The sequence below is a fragment of the Pseudomonas sp. MWU13-2862 genome (assembly GCF_023242495.1).
GTDB classification, from domain to species: domain Bacteria; phylum Pseudomonadota; class Gammaproteobacteria; order Pseudomonadales; family Pseudomonadaceae; genus Aquipseudomonas; species Aquipseudomonas gingeri_D.
On record NZ_JALMEZ010000002.1, the window covers coordinates 336,273 to 357,937 of the forward strand.

Annotated in this window: 21 protein-coding genes; 15 read left to right on the forward strand and 6 right to left on the reverse strand. The window is 63.6% G+C overall.

Annotation, left to right across the window (positions count from 1 at the left end):
* The first annotated feature begins 335 nt into the window (after nucleotides 1–335).
* On the forward strand, nucleotides 336–1,037 hold the full coding sequence (locus M5C56_RS04895) for an AraC family transcriptional regulator (RefSeq protein WP_103494280.1): 702 nt from the start codon (nucleotides 336–338) through the stop codon (nucleotides 1,035–1,037).
* Nucleotides 1,038–1,177: 140 nt separating this feature from the next.
* Nucleotides 1,178–1,534: a hypothetical protein gene (locus M5C56_RS04900; RefSeq protein WP_247263041.1), complete on the forward strand. Its 357-nt coding sequence runs from the start codon at nucleotides 1,178–1,180 to the stop codon at nucleotides 1,532–1,534.
* 93 nt (nucleotides 1,535–1,627) lie between these two features.
* On the opposite strand, the gene M5C56_RS04905 is transcribed toward M5C56_RS04900, so the two are convergent.
* Both M5C56_RS04905 and M5C56_RS04910 read right to left on the reverse strand, forming a co-directional pair.
* Complete coding sequence (locus M5C56_RS04905; protein WP_103494278.1) at nucleotides 1,628–1,978, reverse strand: BON domain-containing protein; 351 nt, start codon at nucleotides 1,976–1,978, stop codon at nucleotides 1,628–1,630.
* Between the two features lie 149 nt (nucleotides 1,979–2,127).
* Complete coding sequence (locus M5C56_RS04910) at nucleotides 2,128–3,150, reverse strand: AraC family transcriptional regulator (RefSeq protein WP_103494277.1); 1,023 nt, start codon at nucleotides 3,148–3,150, stop codon at nucleotides 2,128–2,130.
* 208 nt (nucleotides 3,151–3,358) lie between these two features.
* Here M5C56_RS04910 and M5C56_RS04915 point away from each other — a divergent pair, with 208 nt between their 5' ends.
* The 8 genes from M5C56_RS04915 (at nucleotide 3,359) to M5C56_RS04950 (ending at nucleotide 10,885) form a co-directional block, all read left to right on the forward strand.
* A complete protein-coding gene (locus M5C56_RS04915; RefSeq protein ID WP_103494276.1) occupies nucleotides 3,359–3,661 on the forward strand; it encodes a YtcA family lipoprotein in 303 nt (100 codons plus the stop codon).
* A gap of 15 nt (nucleotides 3,662–3,676) precedes the next feature.
* Nucleotides 3,677–4,744 (forward strand): multidrug transporter subunit MdtN, encoded by a 1,068-nt coding sequence (gene mdtN, locus M5C56_RS04920; RefSeq protein WP_103494275.1) that lies wholly within the window; start codon nucleotides 3,677–3,679, stop codon nucleotides 4,742–4,744.
* A 47-nt stretch (nucleotides 4,745–4,791) separates the two neighbouring features.
* Entirely contained in the window at nucleotides 4,792–5,814 is a 1,023-nt protein-coding gene (locus M5C56_RS04925) for an FUSC family protein (RefSeq protein ID WP_247263040.1), read from the forward strand.
* Nucleotides 5,815–5,889: 75 nt separating this feature from the next.
* A complete protein-coding gene (locus M5C56_RS04930) occupies nucleotides 5,890–6,135 on the forward strand; it encodes a type II toxin-antitoxin system ParD family antitoxin (RefSeq protein WP_103494273.1) in 246 nt (81 codons plus the stop codon).
* Nucleotides 6,128–6,418: a type II toxin-antitoxin system RelE/ParE family toxin gene (locus M5C56_RS04935; RefSeq protein ID WP_103494272.1), complete on the forward strand. Its 291-nt coding sequence runs from the start codon at nucleotides 6,128–6,130 to the stop codon at nucleotides 6,416–6,418. Before M5C56_RS04930 ends, M5C56_RS04935 begins: the two co-directional genes overlap by 8 nt.
* 153 nt (nucleotides 6,419–6,571) lie before the next feature.
* On the forward strand, nucleotides 6,572–6,946 hold the full coding sequence (locus M5C56_RS04940) for a DUF2946 domain-containing protein (RefSeq protein ID WP_247263039.1): 375 nt from the start codon (nucleotides 6,572–6,574) through the stop codon (nucleotides 6,944–6,946).
* A gap of 105 nt (nucleotides 6,947–7,051) precedes the next feature.
* Nucleotides 7,052–9,448: a TonB-dependent receptor gene (locus tag M5C56_RS04945; protein ID WP_247263038.1), complete on the forward strand. Its 2,397-nt coding sequence runs from the start codon at nucleotides 7,052–7,054 to the stop codon at nucleotides 9,446–9,448.
* A gap of 45 nt (nucleotides 9,449–9,493) precedes the next feature.
* A complete protein-coding gene (locus M5C56_RS04950; RefSeq protein WP_103499586.1) occupies nucleotides 9,494–10,885 on the forward strand; it encodes a PepSY domain-containing protein in 1,392 nt (463 codons plus the stop codon).
* 3 nt (nucleotides 10,886–10,888) lie between these two features.
* On the opposite strand, the gene M5C56_RS04955 is transcribed toward M5C56_RS04950, so the two are convergent.
* From M5C56_RS04955 to M5C56_RS04965, 3 genes are all read right to left on the reverse strand, one after another.
* Nucleotides 10,889–11,326: a RidA family protein gene (locus tag M5C56_RS04955; RefSeq protein ID WP_103499585.1), complete on the reverse strand. Its 438-nt coding sequence runs from the start codon at nucleotides 11,324–11,326 to the stop codon at nucleotides 10,889–10,891.
* A 55-nt stretch (nucleotides 11,327–11,381) separates the two neighbouring features.
* Complete coding sequence (locus M5C56_RS04960; RefSeq protein ID WP_103499584.1) at nucleotides 11,382–12,701, reverse strand: NAD(P)/FAD-dependent oxidoreductase; 1,320 nt, start codon at nucleotides 12,699–12,701, stop codon at nucleotides 11,382–11,384.
* Between the two features lie 114 nt (nucleotides 12,702–12,815).
* Nucleotides 12,816–13,448: a TetR/AcrR family transcriptional regulator gene (locus tag M5C56_RS04965; RefSeq protein ID WP_103499583.1), complete on the reverse strand. Its 633-nt coding sequence runs from the start codon at nucleotides 13,446–13,448 to the stop codon at nucleotides 12,816–12,818.
* A 130-nt stretch (nucleotides 13,449–13,578) separates the two neighbouring features.
* On the opposite strand from M5C56_RS04965, the gene M5C56_RS04970 reads away from it, so the two are divergent.
* The 3 genes from M5C56_RS04970 (at nucleotide 13,579) to argE (ending at nucleotide 16,962) form a co-directional block, all read left to right on the forward strand.
* Nucleotides 13,579–14,961, forward strand: coding sequence for an aspartate aminotransferase family protein (locus M5C56_RS04970; protein WP_103499582.1), 1,383 nt, complete (start codon nucleotides 13,579–13,581; stop codon nucleotides 14,959–14,961).
* Between the two features lie 174 nt (nucleotides 14,962–15,135).
* Complete coding sequence (locus M5C56_RS04975) at nucleotides 15,136–15,810, forward strand: DUF1028 domain-containing protein (RefSeq protein ID WP_103499581.1); 675 nt, start codon at nucleotides 15,136–15,138, stop codon at nucleotides 15,808–15,810.
* The gene (gene argE / locus M5C56_RS04980) at nucleotides 15,811–16,962 is read left to right on the forward strand and encodes an acetylornithine deacetylase (RefSeq protein ID WP_103499580.1); all 1,152 of its coding nucleotides are present in this window, start codon (nucleotides 15,811–15,813) and stop codon (nucleotides 16,960–16,962) included. It abuts the gene before it with no gap.
* Nucleotides 16,963–16,966: 4 nt separating this feature from the next.
* Here argE and M5C56_RS04985 read toward each other — a convergent pair whose 3' ends face one another.
* Complete coding sequence (locus tag M5C56_RS04985) at nucleotides 16,967–17,881, reverse strand: LysR substrate-binding domain-containing protein (RefSeq protein WP_103499579.1); 915 nt, start codon at nucleotides 17,879–17,881, stop codon at nucleotides 16,967–16,969.
* A 348-nt stretch (nucleotides 17,882–18,229) separates the two neighbouring features.
* On the opposite strand from M5C56_RS04985, the gene M5C56_RS04990 reads away from it, so the two are divergent.
* Entirely contained in the window at nucleotides 18,230–19,720 is a 1,491-nt protein-coding gene (locus tag M5C56_RS04990; RefSeq protein WP_103499578.1) for an aldehyde dehydrogenase, read from the forward strand.
* 74 nt (nucleotides 19,721–19,794) lie between these two features.
* Complete coding sequence (locus M5C56_RS04995; protein WP_103499577.1) at nucleotides 19,795–21,429, forward strand: GMC family oxidoreductase N-terminal domain-containing protein; 1,635 nt, start codon at nucleotides 19,795–19,797, stop codon at nucleotides 21,427–21,429.
* Nucleotides 21,430–21,665: the final 236 nt, after the last annotated feature.

The window sequence follows — 21,665 nt, forward strand, 5'->3', positions numbered from 1 at the left end:
TGCTATTTGACGCATAAAATCAACGGTCCCGCTCCAAAGCCCCCACAGCGGACACCGGTGTTACTGGTGGTGCGCAACTCTGACCAGCGCGCCGCGTGTGTTAGTCTGAATCGATGACAGATGAAACTCGGCCGGTCAGAGAAGTACAGGGCAAACTTGGCTCGACTCACAGCGCCTTGTACGCCCCTCATTCAGCCCTCACCGGCTGCATCCGAGCCTATCTATCGCGCAGCACCCGCGAAATCGCCGCCCTGACTCCCGAGGAGCGTCGCAATCACTTCCCACCCACCTCTACCTGCGTCATCGTTTGGGTTATCCGCGGGCAGGATTCTCGCGTGCCCGACAAATGCACGTCCTTGCCCGTTGCATTTTCAGGCCCACACACGCGCCCCTCGTTCAGCGACAACGGAAACGAGGTTCATTTCTTCACGCTGCTGATCTATCCCGATGCCATACAGGCACTCACCGGCCTGGAGATCAGGCCGCACATCAACTGTTACAGCCCGTTCGCCTCACTGTTCGATTCAGACTGGCAGGACATGGCACACGCGGTACTGACGGCCTCGGATGATGGGGCGCGGGTCAGGTTGATCGAGGAATTCCTGGGGCCGCGCTGGGCGGCGGCCCAATCGGCGACAGCCACGCAGAGCCACGACTCAGTGACTACCGCGCCCCCTTACTCGGCGGCAATGGCCCGTGCACATCGCCTGGCAGCCTGGTCCAGCGATGTGGCCCTGCGCGCAACCGTTCAAGGCCGAGGCCAGAGCGAACGACAGGTCGACAGGCGGATCAAGAGCTGGACCGGCCAGACGCTACGGCAACTGCGTGGCCTGGGTCGGATCGAAGAAGTGCTACTGGCGGCGAATCCAGTCGCATCGGGTGTCGCGCCAGCATGGTCCAAGCTGGCTGCTGACAGCGGTTTCTCCGATCAACCCCATCTGTGCCGAGAGTTCCGACGCTACACCGGATTCAGTCCGGATGAATTGAAACGCTGCCTGGACCATGAAAGCTTCTGGGTCTACCGCATCTGGGCTTAGGCCCCCTCCAGTTTGTCCGAAACATTCAATACGGCGCCGGATTGCACGGATATATTCGAGGTCTGTTCCACTCCGAGGCGAATCGGCCGCCCAATAAAATGACACTTCGATTTCATACCGTCTGTACATGGGTTTGTGCATTGTGCCTGGCACTGGCCCTGATCTGGATGTGGGTGCCAGAACTTCTGCTGCAAAGCTGGAATGTCGGCTACACCGAGGCAACCGGTTTGGTGGCGCGGCGCTCGGCCGCACTATTCCTGGGCATCGCCCTGATGCTGGCGCGGTTGCGCAGCGCCCCGCCCTCAGTTGCCAGAACGGCGGTAGCCGATGGCTTCGCCGTGACCGGCGGCGTCCTGGCGGTGTTGGGTGTGGGGGAACTGTGGGCGGGTCATGCGGGGCCGGGTATCTTGTCGGCCGTACTGGTGGAGCTCATTACCGCCTGGGCGCTCGCGTCCAGCGTTCGACACAAACCTGCCCCCAGGTCTGAGGAGCCGTAGCCTGCCAGGTGTCACGTCCAGAGCTGACGCTGGGGCGCATCCCGGCAGGGCCGACTGACAACCGCCAGCCCTGCCGCTGATATACCGAGAGTGTTATTGATCATCCTCACGCCGTGGCAACGGCGGCCGGTACTCATTGGCCTCTTCGGCATCGGGCGCTTGCATGGAGCTCGCGGGCATGAATACATGGGTCAGCAGCTCGCGGGCATCGACGTCGAGCACCCCAGGCACCGCGCGGACCCGATCAATGACCTGCTCGCACTGGCGATGGGTCAGCACCCGGCCACTCAACGACACCGTACCGGCATGGGTTTTCACATGGATATGCAGGCTTTGCGCGGAGTCCGCCATGGCCAGGGCGGATTTGACCCGGGCGGTGGTCCACGTGTCGTGCACGGCCATGCCCAGATCGTGGGAGTAATGCTGCAAGGAATGGTTTTTCATGGCAGAACCCTCTGTCGAGTCTTCAGACGTACTGTTCATACCCGGGGCGCGGCTGTGGAGTACGCGCCACCGCCACACAGACGCTGATTAATTATAGTGCGCTCTGCCCAAAAGCGACGGCAGGCGCCCGGCGGCACCCCATCCAACCCCTACTCGGAACGCGACTGAGCCCGGGCCCGCCGGAAGACATGGGGCGATTCCCCCGTCCAGCGCTTGAACGCATGGATAAAGCTGGCGGATTCCGAATACCCCAACGTCTCGGCAATCTGCTCGATCTGCAGGCGCGAGCCCGTCAGCAAACGTTCGGCCATGGCCTGGCGCACTTCGTCGCACAAGCCGAGATAGGTCGCGCCCTCCTCCTGCAAGCGGCGCCGCAAGGTCCGCACCGACATGCACAAAGTGATAGCCAGCGGCCCCATCGCCGGCATGGCGGCCGGCTGCGCGGCCAGCAACTCGCGCACCCGCCCGGCCAACCCGGCGCTCTTCGGCCCGACCGGCAAACCTCGGCGACACTGGTCATGGGCGATATGCAGCGCCAGGGGATCGGCCAACGCCAGCAGGATATCCGCGTCGGCCTGGCTGAAGACCAGGGCACTTTTCGGCGCATTGAAGTGCGGCCGTACACCAGTGAATTGCTGATAGAGCGCCACATCGGCCGGCTCGGCAAAGCTGAACTCGATGGCCCGAGGGATCGCCGTGCGTCCAAGCAGATCGCTGGCGATCTTCAATCCGGCGACAAAGGAGCGCTCGACGATAAACGGGCGCAAATCCAGGGGGATATCGCTCTCTTCGCATTCGATCCGCAGGTCCGTCGCCTGGGCGTCGACCACCACGCGCACCAGGCTGGCATTCAACTCCGAGTAATACGGAATCAGTGAAAAGGCATCGCGCAACGTGGAACTGCTGACCAGGGCAAAGCCCAGCGCGGCCAGTGAAGTGAAGCGGTAGCGCGAACCCACTTCCAGGCCCAGGCCTGTGACGCACCCACAGTGCTTGAGCAGGTTACGGATCAGGCGAAATTCCTGCTCGAAGGAAACCAGATGGGTCGGGGCTTCCAGGTCCGCAGGCTCAAGTCCGGAGCCGGCAAGAAAGTCCACGGTCGACAGGCCACGTTCACCACCGACCTTGGCCATGATCACCGCGCTGCTGATGCTACGCTGTTGATTATTCACTCGCGCGTCGACTCCGCCAAAAGGAACCCAAGGTCGATCACAGTGCACTCCCTATCAATAATATGGCCGAACAGATCATGTTCACCCCAGACGCCATCTCTAGACTATTGCTAACGCAAGACCGCGCAACACTCGCCCGCTTCGATCCGGACACTAACCGTCAGCGGCGCTCTCCATTTTGCTCATTTGACCAGAAGCCTCGACCGAGATGAACACCCGCCCTCCCCGTATCCCCCGTCCGGACAGACGCCTGCCAGACAGCGCAAAAGTGCTGGCCGGCGCACAGGCCTGCCTGGCACTGGCCGGCTGCAAGCAACCGCCGTCGATCAGCGTGGTCGGTGCGTATTTCCCGGACTGGCTGTTTTGCGCGATCGCCGGCGTCCTGCTGACCCTTCTGGTCAGGGCCGTGCTGCTCAGGACACAGCGTACCCCATGGCTACAGCCATGGGTGCTGAGCTACCCACTGCTGGCCCTGGTTTTTTCGCTGTTGAGCTGGCTGGTCTTTTTCTAACCCGGGCGTTTCCCCATGCAAACACATTCGTCATCACAGGTTCCTCGTCGACTGCTCATTGCCGCCCTCTGCATTGCCGCCCTGGGCCTGCTGCTCTGGGTGATCGCCCGGCTGGATGCGCAACCGCGCACCGACGACGCCTACGCCTATGCCGATACCGTCAATGTCACCCCGCAGGTCAGCGGGCGCATCGTCGAGTTGCCGGTGCGGGAAAACCAGCAGGTCCATCAGGGCGATGTGCTGATGCGCATCGATCCACGGCCCTACCAGGCGGCACTGGACGAGGCCAAGGCGTCGCTGGTGGAGCTGGATCGGCAGATCGGCCTGAACGAACGGCAGATCGCCGCCCAACGCTTGAACGCCGAGGCCGCCCATGCCGAAATCGAGCGGGTCCAGGCCCAGGCCAAGCAAAGCGGCGACACCCTCAGGCGCCAGGAAGCCCTGCTGTCCCACGGTTATATCTCCGCGGAAGCCATCGACCAGTCACGAACTTCCAGGCTCAGCGCCTTGTCGCAACTCAATGTCAGCCAACTGCAAGCGCGCCAGGCCAGCACCGCGGTCAGCGGCGTCGATGCCCAGGTGGCCCATCGGGCGGTGATTGAAGCGCAGATCGCCCGGGCGGCACTGAACGTCGAGTACAGCACTGTTCGCGCGCCGTTCGACGGCCGTGTGGTCGGCCTCAAGACCACCGCCGGCCAGTTCGCCTCGGCAGGCCAGTCGGTGTTCAGCCTGATCGACACCGGGCATTGGTTCGTGGTCGCGAATTTTCGCGAAACCGAGCTGAAAAATATTCGCCCGGGCGACGCCTCCACCGTCTACCTGATGAGCGATACCCGTCGGACATTCAGCGGCAATGTCGACTCGATCGGCTTTGGCGTATTTCCGGACGATGGCGGGAGTGATGTCAACGGCTTGCCCAAGGTCGCGCGGTCGATCAACTGGGTCCGGGTTTCACAACGTTTTCCGGTGCGCATCCGGGTCAATGGCTCGGACCTGCAGCCGTTTCGCCTTGGGGCGTCGGCGGTGGCGGTCATCAACACCGGTAACAGCCCGACGCCCGCCTCGACGACCCCGACGCCATGAAGGGAAAAGCGCAGGGACAATCGTTATGGGACATTTTCAAGGAAGAAATGAGCGATCACCCTGGCCGAGTGAACGCGGTCCTTCGTCATCTGCTCGCCTGCACGATCGTCATCCTGATTGCCATGAGCTTGCAGGTGCCGTTGCTGTCGATCTCCCTGGTGCTGGTGTTCTTCGTGAGCCAGCCGAGCGTGGCCCTGACCCGGATGCTCGGCACGCTGTTTATCGTCAGCACCACGCTGGCCGTGGGCGTGGCGATCCTGTTGCTCAAATTCAGCTTCGACTATCCCCTGCTGCGCATTACCGGCGCCAGCCTGGTGTTTTTCGCCAGCGTGTTTTTCATGCGCACTTGTCGGCTCAGCCCTTTGTTTTTCGTGATGGCCCTGATAACCATCTATATCCAGAGCCAGGTCGACCTCAATAACGATCCCGAAGCCCTGACCCGGGCCTGCCTCTGGGCCTGGATCGCGATTGTCTATCCGACGCTGGTGACCGTGGCGGTCAACACCCTGCTGCTGCCGGCACCGCCGCCACCCGGTGAAGCGGCATCGGCCCCCAAGCCACCGCTGCTGGTGGCCGATGCCTTTGAAAACCCGGTCTATCTGCAGTTCGCCTTCAAGACCCTGCTCGCTGCGCTGGTGTGCTACCTGCTGTACACGGCGGTCGACTGGCCGGGTATCCACACCGCCATGCTCACCTGCCTGATCACGGCCATGCCGAGCCTGGAAAAAACCCTGCACAAAGGCCTGTTGCGCATCCTCGGCTGTCTGGTCGGCAGCGCCCTGGCCCTGATGTGCATGGTCTGGGTGGTGCCGCAGATCGACAGCATCGTCGGCCTGTTGCTGATGAGCCTGCCGGTGCTGGGCCTGGCCGCCTGGGTCAGCGCCGGTTCGCCGCGCAGCAGCTATGCCGGGATCCAGATCGTGTTCGGCTTCGCCCTGGCGCTGCTGGCCGACTTCGCGCCGATGACCAATCTGAGCGAAATCCGCGATCGGCTGGTGGGCATACTGCTGGGGGTCATCGTGACAGCCCTGATTCATATCGGGTTGTGGCCGGAGTCCGCGAAAGCCTGAGACCACAACACACAATACCGCACCAATAGTATGATACGCTTTGCCCTATCAACAGCATTCCTCTGAGGCTGAATCATGGGAACCGTGCGTAAAACCATCACTGTGACCGACAAGCAAGACGGCTGGATCAAAGCGCAGATCGACGCGGGTCACTATACCAATGACAGCGAATACATCCGCGACCTGATCAGGCGTGAGCAGGAACGCAGTGCCGAACTTGAAGCTATTCGCACTGCGCTGATGGACGGTGAGGCCAGCGGCGAGCCACGCCCGTTCGACGCTGATGCATTCAAGCGGAGAATGTTGACCACGCATGGCTGAATATCGTCTTACACCCGCTGCCGAACGCGATCTTGAAGTGATTTGGACTTATACCGTTCAACAATGGGGCATCGACCAGGCCAGTCGCTATACAGATCTCATGACAACCGCCTTTGCAGAATTGGCGCAATCACCCAAGACTGCCCAGGCCTGTGATCACATCCGACCAGGCTATCGCCGCAGCAACGCTGGACGGCACATGATCTACCTGCGTATCACCGCTTATGGGATCGTGATCGTTCGTATCTTGCATGATCGAATGGATGCGCCGCGCTATCTGTGAATGTCAGCCCCTTCTTCGAAGCTCCGTGGGCGACAGGAAACACAGCAGCATTGGCCCCAACCCCTGAATGCGGCAGATTGCCGCTGGCCTTTGCCCGCCGTGCTCGACGTGGCAAGATCACAGCCCTCTTCCTGCCCCTGACCGGGAACCCACGTGCCCCGCACTCGAACCCAGCAGCGATTCGCAACCTGGATGGCCATGCTGGCCCTGGGTCTGCTGCTGTTCGTGCCGACGATTTCCCGTACCGTCCAGGCCCTCGAGCACCAGCCACCAAGTGGCATCGAGTGCCCCGCACATGCCATGGACATGTCCCACCCTTCGGGCGGGCACGAGCATAACGGCACCCACGAGACGCTCGACGCCTGCGGCTACTGCTCGCTGTTTCACGACAGCCCGGCCCTGCTCTGGGCCGTGGCGGTACTGCCGCCGCTGGTGCCGGCCACCCCCACCCTTGTTTCCTGCAAAACACCCAGCCCGGCCTATCAATGGCCGCTGGACCTGTGTCCGCGCGGGCCGCCCCAGGCCTGATCCAGGCAGTTCCCGAACAACAAACCACCCGCTGAACACCGCGAACGCCCTGGCGCCCGTGGCTTTTCCGCGTGTTTTGTCGCCCTGAATCACGGATCCATACCGATGCCCATGACTCCCCAGCAACGCGCCCTCCGCGCGTTGAAGCGTCCGGCCGCCCTTTTGCCGGCTGGACGCCTGTCAACCCTGAACCACGCCCTGCTCTCGGCTCTGGCCAGCGGCCTGGTGCTGCTGCCGACCGCCCTGCCGGTACACGCCGACACCCCGGCGCCGAGCACCAGCAGTGCCGACGCCAACCCCATCGTCCTCGGCAATGTCACGGTGACCGCCGACGACCAGGTACAGCCGCTGCCCCACGCCATCGCCAGCGCCCCGGCGGTGGTGGAAAGCCGCAGCGCCGAGCAGATCCAGGACAGCGTCAACCTGATGACCTCGGCCGAGGCCCTGAAATACCTGCCGAGCCTCGAAGTGCGCGAACGCTATATCGGCGACCGCAACGGCATCGTCTCCACCCGCACCACCGGGACCGTGTCCAGCGCCCAGTCGCTGGTCTACGCCGACGACCTGCTGCTCTCCAACCTGCTGGGCAACAGCTACAGCTTCCCGCCGCGCTGGGGCCTGGTCTCGCCCAGCGAGATTTCCCGGGTCGACGTCATGTACGGGCCGTTCAGCGCGCTTTACCCGGGCAACTCCCTCGGCGGCGTGGTCACCCTGGAAACCCGCATGCCGACCCGCCCGGAATTCCACGCGGCGATCACCGGCGCGCAACAGGACTTCAAGCTCTACGGCACCCACGAGAACTACAACAGCGGCAACGTCAGCCTGGCCGGCGGCAACCGCGTCGGGCCGTTCTCGGCCTGGGTCTCCTACGACCATCTCGACGCCCAGGGCCAGCCGATGAGCTTTGCCACCTCCAGCCTCTCGAGCAGGACCGCCGCGCCCTCGGCCACCCGCGTCAGCGGCGCGCAGCAGGACACCGACCAGAATGGCAACCCGCGCCTGGTGTTCGGCGGCTATTCCATAGACCACAGCGTCCAGGACCAGGGCAAGCTCAAGCTTGGCTGGGACATCAACCCGGACGTCACCGCGATCTACACCCTGGGTTTGTGGGCCGACGAGTCCCATACCAGCGTCGACAGCTACCTGAAGAACAGCGCCGGCCAGACCTTCTACAACGGCCCGGTGAATATCGGCGGCAAGGCCTACACGGTGTCCGGCCTCAACCCCGGCAGCACCGACGAGCTGCATATCCTCAACGCCCTGTCGGTGGGCAGCGATACCCGGGGCCCGTTCGACTGGCATGCCGCCTACAGCAACTACCAGTACCTCAACGAAGAATCGCGCTCGGCTTCCAACTATGGCCAGACCTCGGCCGGCACCCGCCAGGTGCAGGACGGCACCGGTTGGCAGACCGGCGAGCTGCGCGGGATCTGGCGGCCGCAACCGCTGTTCGGCCAGGCCCATGAAGTCACCTTCGGCTATCACATCGATGACTACCTGCTGAAGCAGGACAGCTACCAGGTCAGCGACTGGCAGAACGGCAATGGCGGAGCGAAGAGCGCGGCCTCCGGCGGCGAGACCCGCACCCAGGCACTGTACCTGCAGGACGTCTGGAAACTGGCGCCGCGCTGGACCCTGACCCTCGGTGGCCGCGAGGAATACTGGCAAGCCTTCGACGGCTTCAACCTCAACACCGCGACCACCCCGGCCCAGGTCAGCTACCCCGACCAGCGTCGCCACAACTTCTCGCCCAAGGCGGCGCTGGCCTTCGACATCACTCCGGAACTGCAAACACGCTTGTCCTACGGCCGAGCGGTGCGCTACCCGACGGTGACCGAGCTGTTCCAGCAGGTCACCAGCGGCAACCAGCTGGTACAGAACAACCCCAACCTCAAACCCGAGGACGTGCAATCCTACGACTGGACCACGCAGTACAGCTGGAGCCAGTACCAGATGCGCGTCTCGCTGTTCCAGGAGAATCGCCGCAACGCCCTGTTCTCGCAGACCGACACCACGGTCAGCCCCAACCTGACCCAGGTCGAGAACATCGACCGCGCACGTATCCGTGGCGTGGAAACCGTCCTCGATGCCCACGACGTCGGCCTCGACGGACTGGACCTGTCGGGCAGCATCACCTATGCCGAATCCGAGGTGCAGCAGGACAGCCTAGCGCCGGCCGCCGAAGGCAAGGAGTTCCCGCGTATCCCGCGCTGGCGCAGCCGGATCTCGGCGGTCTACCACCAGAACGCGCAGCTGACCTACGCCCTCGGCTACCGCTACTCCAGCGGCGCCTACAGCACCCTGCTGAACACCGACAGCAACCATGACACCTATGGCGGCATCAGCAGCTACAGCGTGTTCGACATCAAGGCCAGCTACAAGATCGACGCGCACCTGACGGCCTCGGCCGGCGTCGACAACCTGGGCAATGAAAAGTACTTCGTCAGCCCGCATCCCTATCAGCAGCGCACCGCCTTCCTGGGGCTCAACTATGACTATTGATCCGGCACTGCACGACGCCATTCACCAGAGCGGGAGCCTCGCCCCATGACCACTCTCACAACGGCCAACAAGCGCGCAGGGCTCTATCGGCTGATCTGGCGCTGGCATTTCTATGCCGGCCTGTTCTGCATTCCCTTTGTCCTCGCCCTGTCGCTGAGCGGTTCGATCTACCTGTTCCGTCCGCAGATCGACGCCTTGCTCGACAGCCCCTACAACCACGTCCAGGCCGATGCGCCACGGCGTCCGATCAGTGAACAGATACAAGCGGCCCTGGCGTTGGTGCCCGGCAGCGTACTCAACGCCTATCAACTGCCTGACGGTCCGACCGAGGCCGTGCAGATCCTGGTGGGTAAAGGCGATGCGTTGCAGCGGGTCTATATCGACCCGGTGACGGCCAAGGTGGTGCGCCAGGTGGCGGATGACGAGCGTTTCACCCGCCAGCTGTTCCACTTGCACGGTGAATTGCTGATGGGCGGCCTGGGTTCGGCGCTGGTGGAACTGGCCGCCGGCTGGACCATTGTCATGCTGCTTTCCGGGCTCTATCTCTGGTGGCCGAAAGGCGGTCGCCTGGCCGGCGTCGTCTATCCACGGTTGAAGCAGCGTGGCCGGTTGTTCTGGCGGGACCTGCATGCCGTGGTCGGGTTCTGGATTTCATTGTTCGCCGTCCTGCTGATTCTCAGCGGCCTGCCCTGGGCGACGGTCTGGGGCGGCGCCCTCAAGGAAGTGCGGCAGTGGGCCGCGAGCCACGCCGTGGAACAGGACTGGACCACCGGCCGGGCTTCGGAAATGGCCCAGCGGCGGGCGATGAACATGCCCATGACCGACGAGCACGCCAATATGCCTGGCATGCATCACGATATGCCGATGCCTATGCCGACGAGCACACCCGGCACTCCGGATTACAGCCCGCTGGAGCGCCTGGTGCCAATGGTCCAGGCGCTACACCTGCCGTCGCCGGTTCTGATCACCCCGCCCTCGGCGCAGTCGCCGAAATGGGCCGCACGCTCCGACACGGCAAACCGCCCACAGCGGGTCAACCTGACGCTAGACCCGGTCGGCGGCACGGTGCTCAAGCGTGTCGACTTCAGCCAGCGTCCCCTGCTCGACCGTGTCATCGGCTACGGCGTGGCGGTCCACGAAGGCCAACTGTTCGGCCTGGCCAACCAGTTGCTCGGCCTGCTCACCACCTTCGGCCTGATGACCCTGTCCCTCAGCGCCCTGGTGCTCTGGTGGCGCCGACGTCCCCAGGGCGCCCTCGGCGCACCGCCGGCCCTGGCCGAAAGCCGTTATCCGGCCGTCATGCTCGGTGTGCTGGTGCTGCTCGGCCTGTACCTGCCCTTGCTCGGCGCTTCCATGCTGGTGCTATGGCTGCTGGAGCGTTGCCTGCTGTCACGGGTCAGGCCGCTACGCAACTTCCTCGGCCTGGCCGCCGGATAAGGCCTAGGCCCGGGGCGCCAGCCAGTTGTCGGGGATCACCGCAATCACGTCGATCTCCATCAGCCATTGCGGCTGGCCAAGCCCCGAGATCACCAGGCCGGTGGAGATCGGGAACACCCCCTTGAGCCATTTGCCGACCACCTGGTACACCGGCTCGCGGTAACGCGGGTCGATGATATAGGTGGTGGTCTTGACGATATGGGAGAGGTCCGAGCCGGCCTCTTCCAGCAGTTGCTTGACGTTTTTCATCGCCTGCTCGGCCTGCGCCCCGGGGTCGCCGAGCCCCACCAGATTGCCGTCGAAATCGGTGCCGATCTGGCCACGGACATACACCGTGTTGCCCGCCCGCACGGCCTGGCACAGGTCATTGTCCAGCGACTGGTTCGGGTAGGTGTCCTTGGTGTTGAACATGCGGATACGCGTATGGGTGGGCGTGGACATTGATAACTCCTCGAAAGAAAGACAACGCCGCACAGCGCAGTGCGGCTGGCGGACATCAAGCGCTGACGGCGGACCGGGTCACTGAGGGGCTGGCAGCGGCCATATCCGCCTCACGCTGGGCGGCATCGCGATAGGTGAGGTACTGGCGCTGGATGGCAATCTGATCGGCGATGTATTTGGCATCATGCCAAACACCCCAGATAAACGACGAACCCCGGCGTGACTGCCACGGCAGCCCGAGAAAGTAGATCCCCGACTCGCTGGACACACCGCGCTGATGGCGTGGCTTGCCCTTGTCGTCGAAGGCATCGACCTTCATCCAGCTGTAATCGGTGGCAAAGCCGGTGGCCCAGATAATCGTGGTGATGCCCGCTTCGCCCAGGTCGAGTTGGAGGATCGGCCGGGTCACACACTCGGGATCCGGGAAGGTGCGACGGGCTTCCGGGTCCGCCGGCAGGTCCAGGCCATTGCGCTCTATATAGGCGTCAGCGGCATTGAGCAGCGCGAGATAATTCTCGTCGCCCCGGTCCAGATTGTCCGCCAGGTCGGCCTGGAAGCTGACCACACCGTTATCGAACGACCGGGTCAGCCCCACCAGTTTCAGGCCGCGTTGGGCCAGCTCGCGGAAGTCCACCGTGCGCCCGCCGTCGGCGCCGCTGACGGCAATGGTCACGTGCTCCCTACCCGGCTTCATGGCCGCCGCATCCCATTCGCCGAGCACTCCCAGCCACCAGCAGAAATCCCGCTGGCGATAGGCCCGTGGAGGCCGGTCGTGCTGGCCCACCGAGAGGTACACGGTGCGGCCGCCGCGTTGCAGCTCATCGGCGATCTGCGTCCCCGAAGAACCGGCACCCACCACCAGCACGGCGCCCGCGGGCAATTGCTGGGGATTGCGGTACTGCGCGGAGTGGATCTGGTTGAGGCCGGGGTCCTGGGGCGCAATCGCCGGAATCACCGGGCGCTGGAACGGCCCGGTGGCCACCACCACGCGACGGGTCTGGATCACGCCCTCGGAGGTTTCCACGGTGAAGCCCGGCCGGCCGCTATTGCGCTCGACCTTTTTCACTTCCACACCGGTGCGGATCGGCGCATTGAACTTGCGGGCATAGGCCTCGAAATAATCCGCCACCCGCTCTTTCGGGGCGAAGGCATCCGGACTGAGATCATCGAACTCCAGGCCTGGAAAACGATCGTGCCAGGCCGGCCCATTGGCCACCAGCGAATCCCAGCGGCCGCTGCGCCAGGCTTCGGCAATACGATTGCGTTCGAGCACCAGGTGCGGCACGCCGAGTTTGCTTAGATGCTCGCTCATGGCCACGCCGGCCTGGCCGGCGCCCACAACAAGCGTATCGATTTCAATGATTCCAGCTGTCATGCCTGTGTCCTTCTCGAAGGCGAGTGTGCAGGCATTCTGTGCAGATACAGGGAATAGCGAAATTATGATTTTTGTCGTCGCAAGGCAGGAAAAAACTAGGCCTGGGGGGAAACCTCAGGCCGGCGCTGGAGTGGCCCCCTCCTGTTGGACCAGCATGCCGTGGCACATCAGCCCCAGGACACTGCGCATGTGCCGGGCGTGGGCCTCACGGTCCGGGGTCGGTTCAGTGGCCAGGCGGATAAAGGCGACATTGGCGTACTGGTTGAACAGTGTCGCCGCCACCTCGATATCCACGCTGTCGCGCACTTTGCCCAGGCGTTGAAAGTGCACCAGCAGCGCTTTGGTTTCCTCGATGACCGCGCTGTTCCACGGCTGCAAGGCCTGGGACAGCTCGCCGGTAAACAGCGACGGCGCCAGCTCCCGCCACAGGGAAGCGGGCATGGCCTGCAACTGATAATGGGTCATCAGCCCTTCAAGCTCGCACAAGGCCTCCAGCGGGTCGCTGTTGTCATCGAGATGGGCGCGCGCCTCGCGCATCGCCTGCTCGTCGGGGGCCTTGAGCAAGGCCACGAGAATCTCCTGCTTGCCGCCGAAATAATTCACCACCGTAGGTGCCGAGACCCCGGCCTGGTTGGCGATCTGCTCCAGGCTGGTGGCGGCGAAACCGTTGGCCTTGAACAGCAGCAGCGCGGCCTCGGCGATCACTTGCCGGCGCTGTTCCTTTTGCCGCTCTCTGAGTCCGCTCATGTAGGTCCTGAGGTGATTTTTCGTAGGTCCAAGCCTACTGAAATAGTTTTCCACCAACAAATATTTTCTTTACAAAAATATTTTTAAGTGCCAAATATTATTTAGCCACCCCACCCCAAGGAGATAGTCCATGTCCGCCGAACTCGACCCCAATCGCAGCACCCGCGACTACCAGGCGTCCGATGCCGCCCACCACATCCATGCGTTCGTCGACCAGAAAGCGCTCAATGCGCAAGGCCCGCGGGTGATGGTCGGCGGCGACCGCCTGACGCTCTGGGACAATGATGGCAAGCGCTACCTGGACGGCATGTCGGGCCTGTGGTGCACCCACCTCGGCTATGGCCGCAAGGACCTGGCGGCCGCCGCCCACGCGCAGCTGGAACAACTGCCCTATTACAATATGTTCTTCCACACCACCCACCCGGCGGTGATCGAACTCTCCGAGTTGCTGTTCAGCCTGTTGCCGTCCCACTACAGCCACGCCATCTATACCAACTCCGGCTCAGAGGCCAATGAGGTGCTGATCCGCACGGTGCGCCGGTTCTGGCAGGTGATGGGCAAGCCGGAGAAAAAAGTCATGATCGGCCGCTGGAACGGCTACCACGGCTCGACCCTGGCCGCGACCGCCCTGGGCGGCATGAAATTCATGCATGAAATGGGCGGCACCATCCCGGATGTGGCGCACATCGACGAGCCCTACTGGTTCGCCCACGACGGTGACCTGAGCCCGGAGGCATTCGGCCTGCGCGCGGCCCGCCAGTTGGAAGAGAAAATCCTCGAACTGGGGGCCGACAAGGTCGCCGCCTTTGTCGCCGAGCCCTTCCAGGGTGCCGGCGGCATGATCATTCCCCCCGCCACCTATTGGCCGGAAATCCAGCGCATCTGCCGTCAGTACGACGTGCTGCTGTGCGCCGACGAAGTCATCGGCGGCTTTGGCCGAACCGGCGAATGGTTCGCCCACCAGACGTTCGGCTTCGAGCCCGATACGCTGTCGATTGCCAAGGGCCTGACCTCGGGCTACATCCCCATGGGTGGCCTGATCCTGTCGCGGCGCATGGCCGAAGCCCTGGTGGAAAAAGGCGGTGTTTTCGCCCACGGGCTGACCTACTCCGGCCACCCGGTGGCGGCGGCAGTGGCCATTGCCAACTTGAAGGCCTTGCGTGATGAAGGCGTGGTGCAGCAGGTGAAAACCGACACCGGGCCCTATCTGCAGAACTGCCTGCGGGAAGTCTTCGGCCAGCATCCGCTGGTGGGTGAAATCCAGGGTGTCGGCCTGGTCGCCGCGCTGCAGTTTGCCGAAGACAAGGCCAGTCGCAAGCGCTTTGCCAACGAGAACGAGATCGCCTGGCGCTGCCGCACCATCGGTTTCGAGGAAGGCCTGATCATCCGCTCGACCCTGGGCCGCATGATCATGGCGCCGGCCCTGATCGCCACGCGGGCGGAGCTGGACGAACTGGTGGACAAGACTCGCATCGCGGTCGATCGCACAGCCCGCGAGTACGGCCGCCTGTAACGCCCGACGCCCACTGACAAGTTTTTACTTAACCAAGCGCCATAAAAAACCTCGTTTCGCCCGCTGCCGCTGATGGACAGAATGCAGTCATACCCAATCCCCGCCCGGGCAGCCTCTGCGCAGGCTGTCCGGGGCGCGGATGGCGACTCTGGACGGAAACAGGATCACCCCACCATGACGTTTTCAATCGTCGCCCGTTGTGCCGAAACAGGCCAATTGGGCATAGCCATCAGTTCATCCAGCATTGCCGTCGGCGCCCGCTGCCCCTGGCTGCGCCCCAGCGTGGGGGCGGTCGCCACCCAGAACATCACCCTACCCGCCCTCGGCCCGCAGGTGCTCGACCAACTGGAACTCGGGCTGTCGCCCGCGCAAGCCCTGGACAAGGCGCTGACCCGCAACGGCTACAGTCAATTCAGGCAGTTGACCGCCATCGATCACCTGGGCAACACCGCGCACTTCAGTGGCGGCGAAACCCTGGGCTGCCACAATGCGCTGTCCGGCGAGCAGTGCGTGGCCGCCGGAAACATGCTGGCGAACCCGGGTGTGATCGAAGCCCTGGTGTACACCTTCGAAACCAGCGGCGGGCAACTCGCCGATCGCCTGGTCGCCGCCATGCAAGCCGCGGTGGCGGCCGGTGGCGAAGCAGGACCCGTGCATTCGGCGGCCATTGTGGTGGTCGGCGAACTGATCTGGCCGATCATCGACCTGCGGGTCGACTGGGCGGATGAAGACCCGGTGGGCAAGCTGGCGCAACTCTGGGCCGACTACAGCCCGCAAGTGCAGGACTATATCGTCCGCGCCCTGGACCCGACCAAGGCGCCCAGCTACGGCGTGCCCGGGGATGAATAGATGAACAGCAGCCGCGATCTACTGGCCGCGCTGATCGCCTTCGACACCACCAGCCGCGAGTCCAACCTGCACTTGATCGAGTTTGTCCGCGACTACCTGGCGCGGCTGGATGTTCCTTGCCAACTGATCTTCAACGAGGCGCGCAGCAAGGCCAACCTGTTCGCCACCCTGGGCCCGGACGACCGCCCGGGCATCGTGCTCTCCGGCCATACCGACGTGGTGCCGGTGGACGCCCAGCCCTGGACTGTCGCGCCGCTCGAACTGAGCGAAAAGGACGGCAAGCTCTACGGTCGCGGCACCGCCGACATGAAGGGCTATATCGCCTGTGTGCTGGCGGCCGTGCCGCAATTGCTGGCCGCGCCGTTGCGCATGCCGGTGCACATCGCCCTGTCCTATGACGAAGAAGTCGGTTGCCTGGGCGTGCGCTCGCTGCTCGCCGAACTTGAACAGCGGCCGCACAAGCCGCTGCTGTGCATCATCGGCGAACCCACAGAACTCAAGCCGGTGCTCGGCCACAAGGGCAAACTGGCGATGCGCTGCGATGTCCACGGCGCGGCCTGTCACTCGGCGTACGCCCCCCAGGGCGTCAATGCCATCGAATACGCCGCCGAACTGATCGGCGAACTGGGGCGTATCGGTTCACAGCTGCGCGCCCCGCACTTGCACGACCCACGCTTCGACCCACCCTTCAGCACCGTGCAGACCGGGGTGATCAGCGGCGGCAAGGCGCTCAATATCGTCCCCGCCGACTGCCGCTTCGATTTCGAAGTGCGGGCACTCCCCAACCTCGATCCCCGTGAAGTCGCCCAGCAGTTGGAGCAGTACGCCGAACAACAAGTACTGCCGAAAATGCGTGCCGTCAACGAGGCCAGCAACATCCGCTTTTCCGAACTCTCGGCCTACCCGGGACTGGCCACCGACCCGCAGAGCGAAGCGGCGCGGTTGATCGCGCAGTTCTGTGGCTCGAGCGAGTTCAGCACCGTGGCCTTCGGCACCGAAGGCGGGTTGTTCGACGCCATCGGCATTCCGACGGTGGTCTGCGGCCCCGGCAGCATGGACCAGGGCCACAAGCCCGATGAGTTTGTCAGCCTTGAGCAGCTCCAGGGCTGCGATGCAATGCTCCAGCGCCTGATCCAGGCGCTGCGAAGCTGATCCCTCAGGCGTCCAGCTTGGGCGCCAAGACCTCGCGGCAATGGTCGACAAACAACTGCGCCGGCTTGGTCAGTTGCCCACGGCGCAACCAGGCGGCGGACAACCCGGAGCCGGTGACCTGCTCGGCCAACGGCACGCGTACCACCTTCTGCCCGTCGTAGGTGTAATCGGAATATGGCCGGGTGACCAGAATTGAAAAGCCGAACCCACGCCCGACCATACCCCGGACCATTTCAATGGAAGGCGAGCTGAACAGGATATGCGGGGTCAGGCCCAGCTCCTCGAAGATGCTCACAAAGTAGGTCCGACTGGGTTGCACATCCAGCAGCACCATCGGCTCCAGCACCAGATCGTGCAACGAGACCTTGGCCTGGTGGGCGAAACGATGCCCTTCCGGCAACAGCGCATAGGGTTGCTGCGGCGCCATCAGCGGTACGGTATCGATGGTGCTGTCCAGGTCATGTTCATAAAGAATGGCCAGATCGATACTGCCCGACGTCAGCGCCTGCACCAATTCCTGTTGTTCGCCATCGCGAATACGGATCTCCACCCCCGGCCAGCGGTCGCGAAAACCGGCGATCAGGCGCGGCAGATAGAGCGGCGCGACGGTTTCGAAACAGCCGATATCGATCTGCCCGGCGACCACATCGTTGTCCGCCAAGGCATTCTGCTCGAACTCGTGGGCCACCCGCAGCAGCTCCTGGGCCTTGCGGTAGAACCGTGCACCACTGGGGGTCAGCGATACGCCCTGGGCGTGATGGCGGATAAACAATTGCACGGCAAAGCTTTCTTCCAGGTGCTTGATCGCGGTCGACACCGAAGGCTGGGCGATATAGAGCTTGCGGGAGGCTTCGGCGACGCTGCCGCACTCGACAGTGGTGACGAAATATCTGAGTTGTCGCAAGTTGTAAGCGGCCATGGCTACCTCGGAAATGGCAAAGCGAATGCATCCACATCGCCCATCAAGAATCGGGCCGGGTCCTCAGAAGCTTACACGCCACCGGTAAAAACCGTACCGCGCGCACTGCCCCGACGACGTGAGCATCCAGCCGATTCTGCGGTGTTCACGAAACGCGAGAAACCATTAATTTCCTGGGGCCTGACGCTAAAAAACCTGTCCAGGCACGCGCCATTTCAGTGCACGCCTGATGAGTTTTTTTATCGATAGCGAAGACATTTTTACTCATTTCGTGGACCGCGCACTTCCCCCACTATCGGCACAACGGATCGTGGACATGGCCCATCAGAGGCTATTTTGGAGGGTGCAGTGACTGACTTGAACACGTGGCAACGCCTGGCGGGACAGCAGCGCCTGATCGATGTCGCCTGTATTGACGGGCGGGCCCATACGGCCCGGGACGGCGCCACATTCGCCGTGATCAACCCTGCCACCAACGCCTTGCTCGCGCGGGTCACGGCCTGCTCGGACGTCGATATCGACAGGGCCGTGCGGGTGGCCCGCAACAGTTTCGACAACGGACCCTGGGCCCGGATGCAGCCCAGGGAGCGCAAGGCGATCCTGCTGCGGCTCAGCGAGTTGACCCTGGCCCACCGCGAGGAGCTGGCGTTGCTCGACTCCTTGAGCATGGGCAAACCGGTGATGGATGCCTACAACATCGATGTCCCCGGCGCGGCCCAGGTCTTTGCCTGGTACGCCGAAAGCCTCGACAAACTCTACGACCAGGTGGCGCCCACCGGCCCCGGCACCCTGGCGACCATCACCCGGGTGCCGTTGGGTGTGATCGCCGCCGTGGTGCCGTGGAATTTCCCCCTGGACATGGCGGCCTGGAAAGTCGCGCCGGCCCTGGCGGCAGGCAACAGCGTGATTCTCAAGCCCGCCGAGCAATCGCCCTTCTCCGCCCTGCGCCTGGCCGAGCTGGCGCTTGAGGCCGGTGTGCCGCCCGGGGTGTTCAATGTGGTCACCGGCCTTGGCGAACAGGCCGGGCGCGCCCTGGGCCTGCACCCGGATATCGATGCGCTGGCCTTTACCGGCTCGACCCAGGTCGGCAAATACTTCATGCAGTACGCGGCGCAATCCAACATCAAGCAGGTCTGGCTGGAATGCGGCGGCAAGAGCCCGAACCTGGTGTTCGCCGATTGCCAGGACCTGGACCTGGCGGCGGAAAAGGCCGCCTTCGGGATTTTCTTCAACCAGGGTGAAGTCTGCTCGGCGAACTCGCGGCTGCTGGTCGAGCGCTGCATTCACGATGAGTTCGTCGAACGCCTGCAGGAAAAGACTCGCCACTGGCAACCGGGCGATCCGCTTGACCCGGCCAGCCGGATGGGGGCGATGGTCGACGCCCGGCAGGCGACGCGAGTGATGGATTACATCAGCACCGCCAGCACCGACGGCGCCCAACTGGTAGCCGGTGGCAAGCAGGTGACGATCAACGGTTCGAACAATTTTATCCAGCCGACACTGTTCACCCAGGTCAGCCCCGAGATGCGCCTGTCCCGTGAGGAGGTCTTCGGCCCGGTGCTGGCGATCACCGCCTTCGACGATGAAGACCATGCCGTACGGATGGCCAACGAGCATATCTACGGCCTGGCCGCGTCGCTGTGGAGCGACGACCTCAACCGCGCCCATCGCGTCGCGGCCCGCTTGAATGCCGGCACCGTCTCGGTCAATACCGTGGATGCCCTGGACGTCTGCGTGCCCTTTGGCGGCGGCAAGCAGTCCGGCTTTGGCCGCGACCTGTCACTGCATTCGTTCGACAAATACACCCAGTTGAAGACCACCTGGTTTCAGTTGCGCTGAATCCCCGGTAGTCCACCACCTCGCGGGCCGGCACCGCCGCCCGCGTCAATCCATCAACCAGCAGGGAAAAGCGCATGAAGACGCACTTCGACTATGTCATCGTCGGTGCCGGCTCCTCCGGCTGTGTACTGGCGAACCGCTTGAGTGCCGACCCGAGCCTCAGCGTCTGCCTGATCGAAGCCGGCGGCCACGACAACAGCCCGCGAATCCAGACGCCGGCCGGCACCATCACCCTCTACAAGAGCAAAAAGTACAGCTGGAACTTCTTCTGCGCTCCGCAGAAGAACCTCGCCGGCCGCACCTTGCACACGCCACGGGGCAAGGCCCTCGGCGGCTCCAGCTCGATGAACAGCATGATCTATATTCGCGGCCACGCCAGCGACTATGATCGCTGGGCGCAGGCCGGCTGCCCCGGCTGGGACTGGGACAGTGTGTTGCCGTACTTCAAGAAGTCGGAGAACAACCGACTCGGCCAGGACCCGCACCGGCATGGCAGCGCCGGTGAGCTGAACGTCGAGGCCGCGCGCGATCCCAATCCGCTGTCGAAGCTGTTCGTCCAGGCCGCCGAACGCCTGGGCCTGCGCCGCAACGACGACTTCAACGGCGAGCAGCTCGAAGGCTGCGGCATCTACAACCTGACGCAAAAGGATGCCCGCCGCCTCTCCAGCTACCGGGCCTTTGTCGCACCGGTGATCGATCGTCCGAACCTGACCGTGCTAACCGACTGCACCGTGCATTCGCTGATCCTTGAGCGGCGCACGGCCAAGGGCGTCAGGCTCGAAATGGCCGGCAGCCAACAGACCCTGCACGCCAGCCGTGAAGTCATCCTTTGCGCGGGCGCCCTGGGCAGCCCGCAGTTGCTGCTGGCCTCCGGCATCGGCCCGGCGCAGGAACTGCAAGCCGCCGGGATCCCGGTCGAGCACGACCTGCCCGGCGTCGGCAAGAATTTGCAGGACCATCTCGACGGCCTGGTCACCGTTCGCTCCAGAAGCCCGCTGACCCTGGGCTTTTCCCTCGGCTCCCTGCCCAGCATTCTCAGCGCGCCGCTGCGCTACCTGCTGGCCAAAAAAGGCTGGCTGACCACCAACTATGTCGAGGCCGGCGGCTTTGCCCGAACGCCCCTCGCAGAGATGCTGCCGGATGTGCAGTTCCATTTCGTGCCCGGTTATCGCAGCCATCGAGGCCGGCTGTTCGAGTGGGGCCACGGTTATGCGGTCCACACCTGTGTACTGCGGCCCAAAAGCATCGGCGAGCTGCACCTGGACCGCAACGGCAAGCTGGTGATCGATTTCAACTTCCTCTCCGATCCCGCCGACGCCAAGGTGCTGATCGAAGGTTTGAAGCTGGCCCGGCGCATTCTCGCCGCCCCGCAGTTCGATGGCATTCGCGGTAAAGAGATGCTTCCCGGCGAGGCCGTACAGACCGATGAGCAGCTGCTGACCTACGTGCGCGACTACGCCTCGACGGTGTTCCACCCGGTGGGCACCTGCAAGATGGGCGTCGACCCCATGAGCGTGGTCGGCCCGGACTTGAAGGTCCATGGCCTGAAAGGGCTGCGGGTGGTCGACGCCTCGATCATGCCGACCCTGATCAGCGGCAACACCAATGCACCGTGCATCATGATCGGCGAGAAAGCCGCCGACCTGATCCTGCTGCGTGGCCCCCTAACCACCGCCGGCATTCGCGACAACGAGCGCCTGACCGGTTGATAGCAGCCCCCCAAGGAAAAACGCTGCCACCCGAAGCCGGGCGGCGGCGTTTTCCAGCTTGCCCGCCCGCCAGAACCGCGCCGCAGAGGCTTTTCGCCGCTACCGGCCTACCCAGTTTTTTCCTTTTTAGCGACGACATATTTACTCATTTTCCTGGCCCGCCACATCAGCCAATATCAATCTCGCCCCAACAGAGGCACAAGGTCCGTCAGAGACCCCAGGTTGTTCAGTTTTTG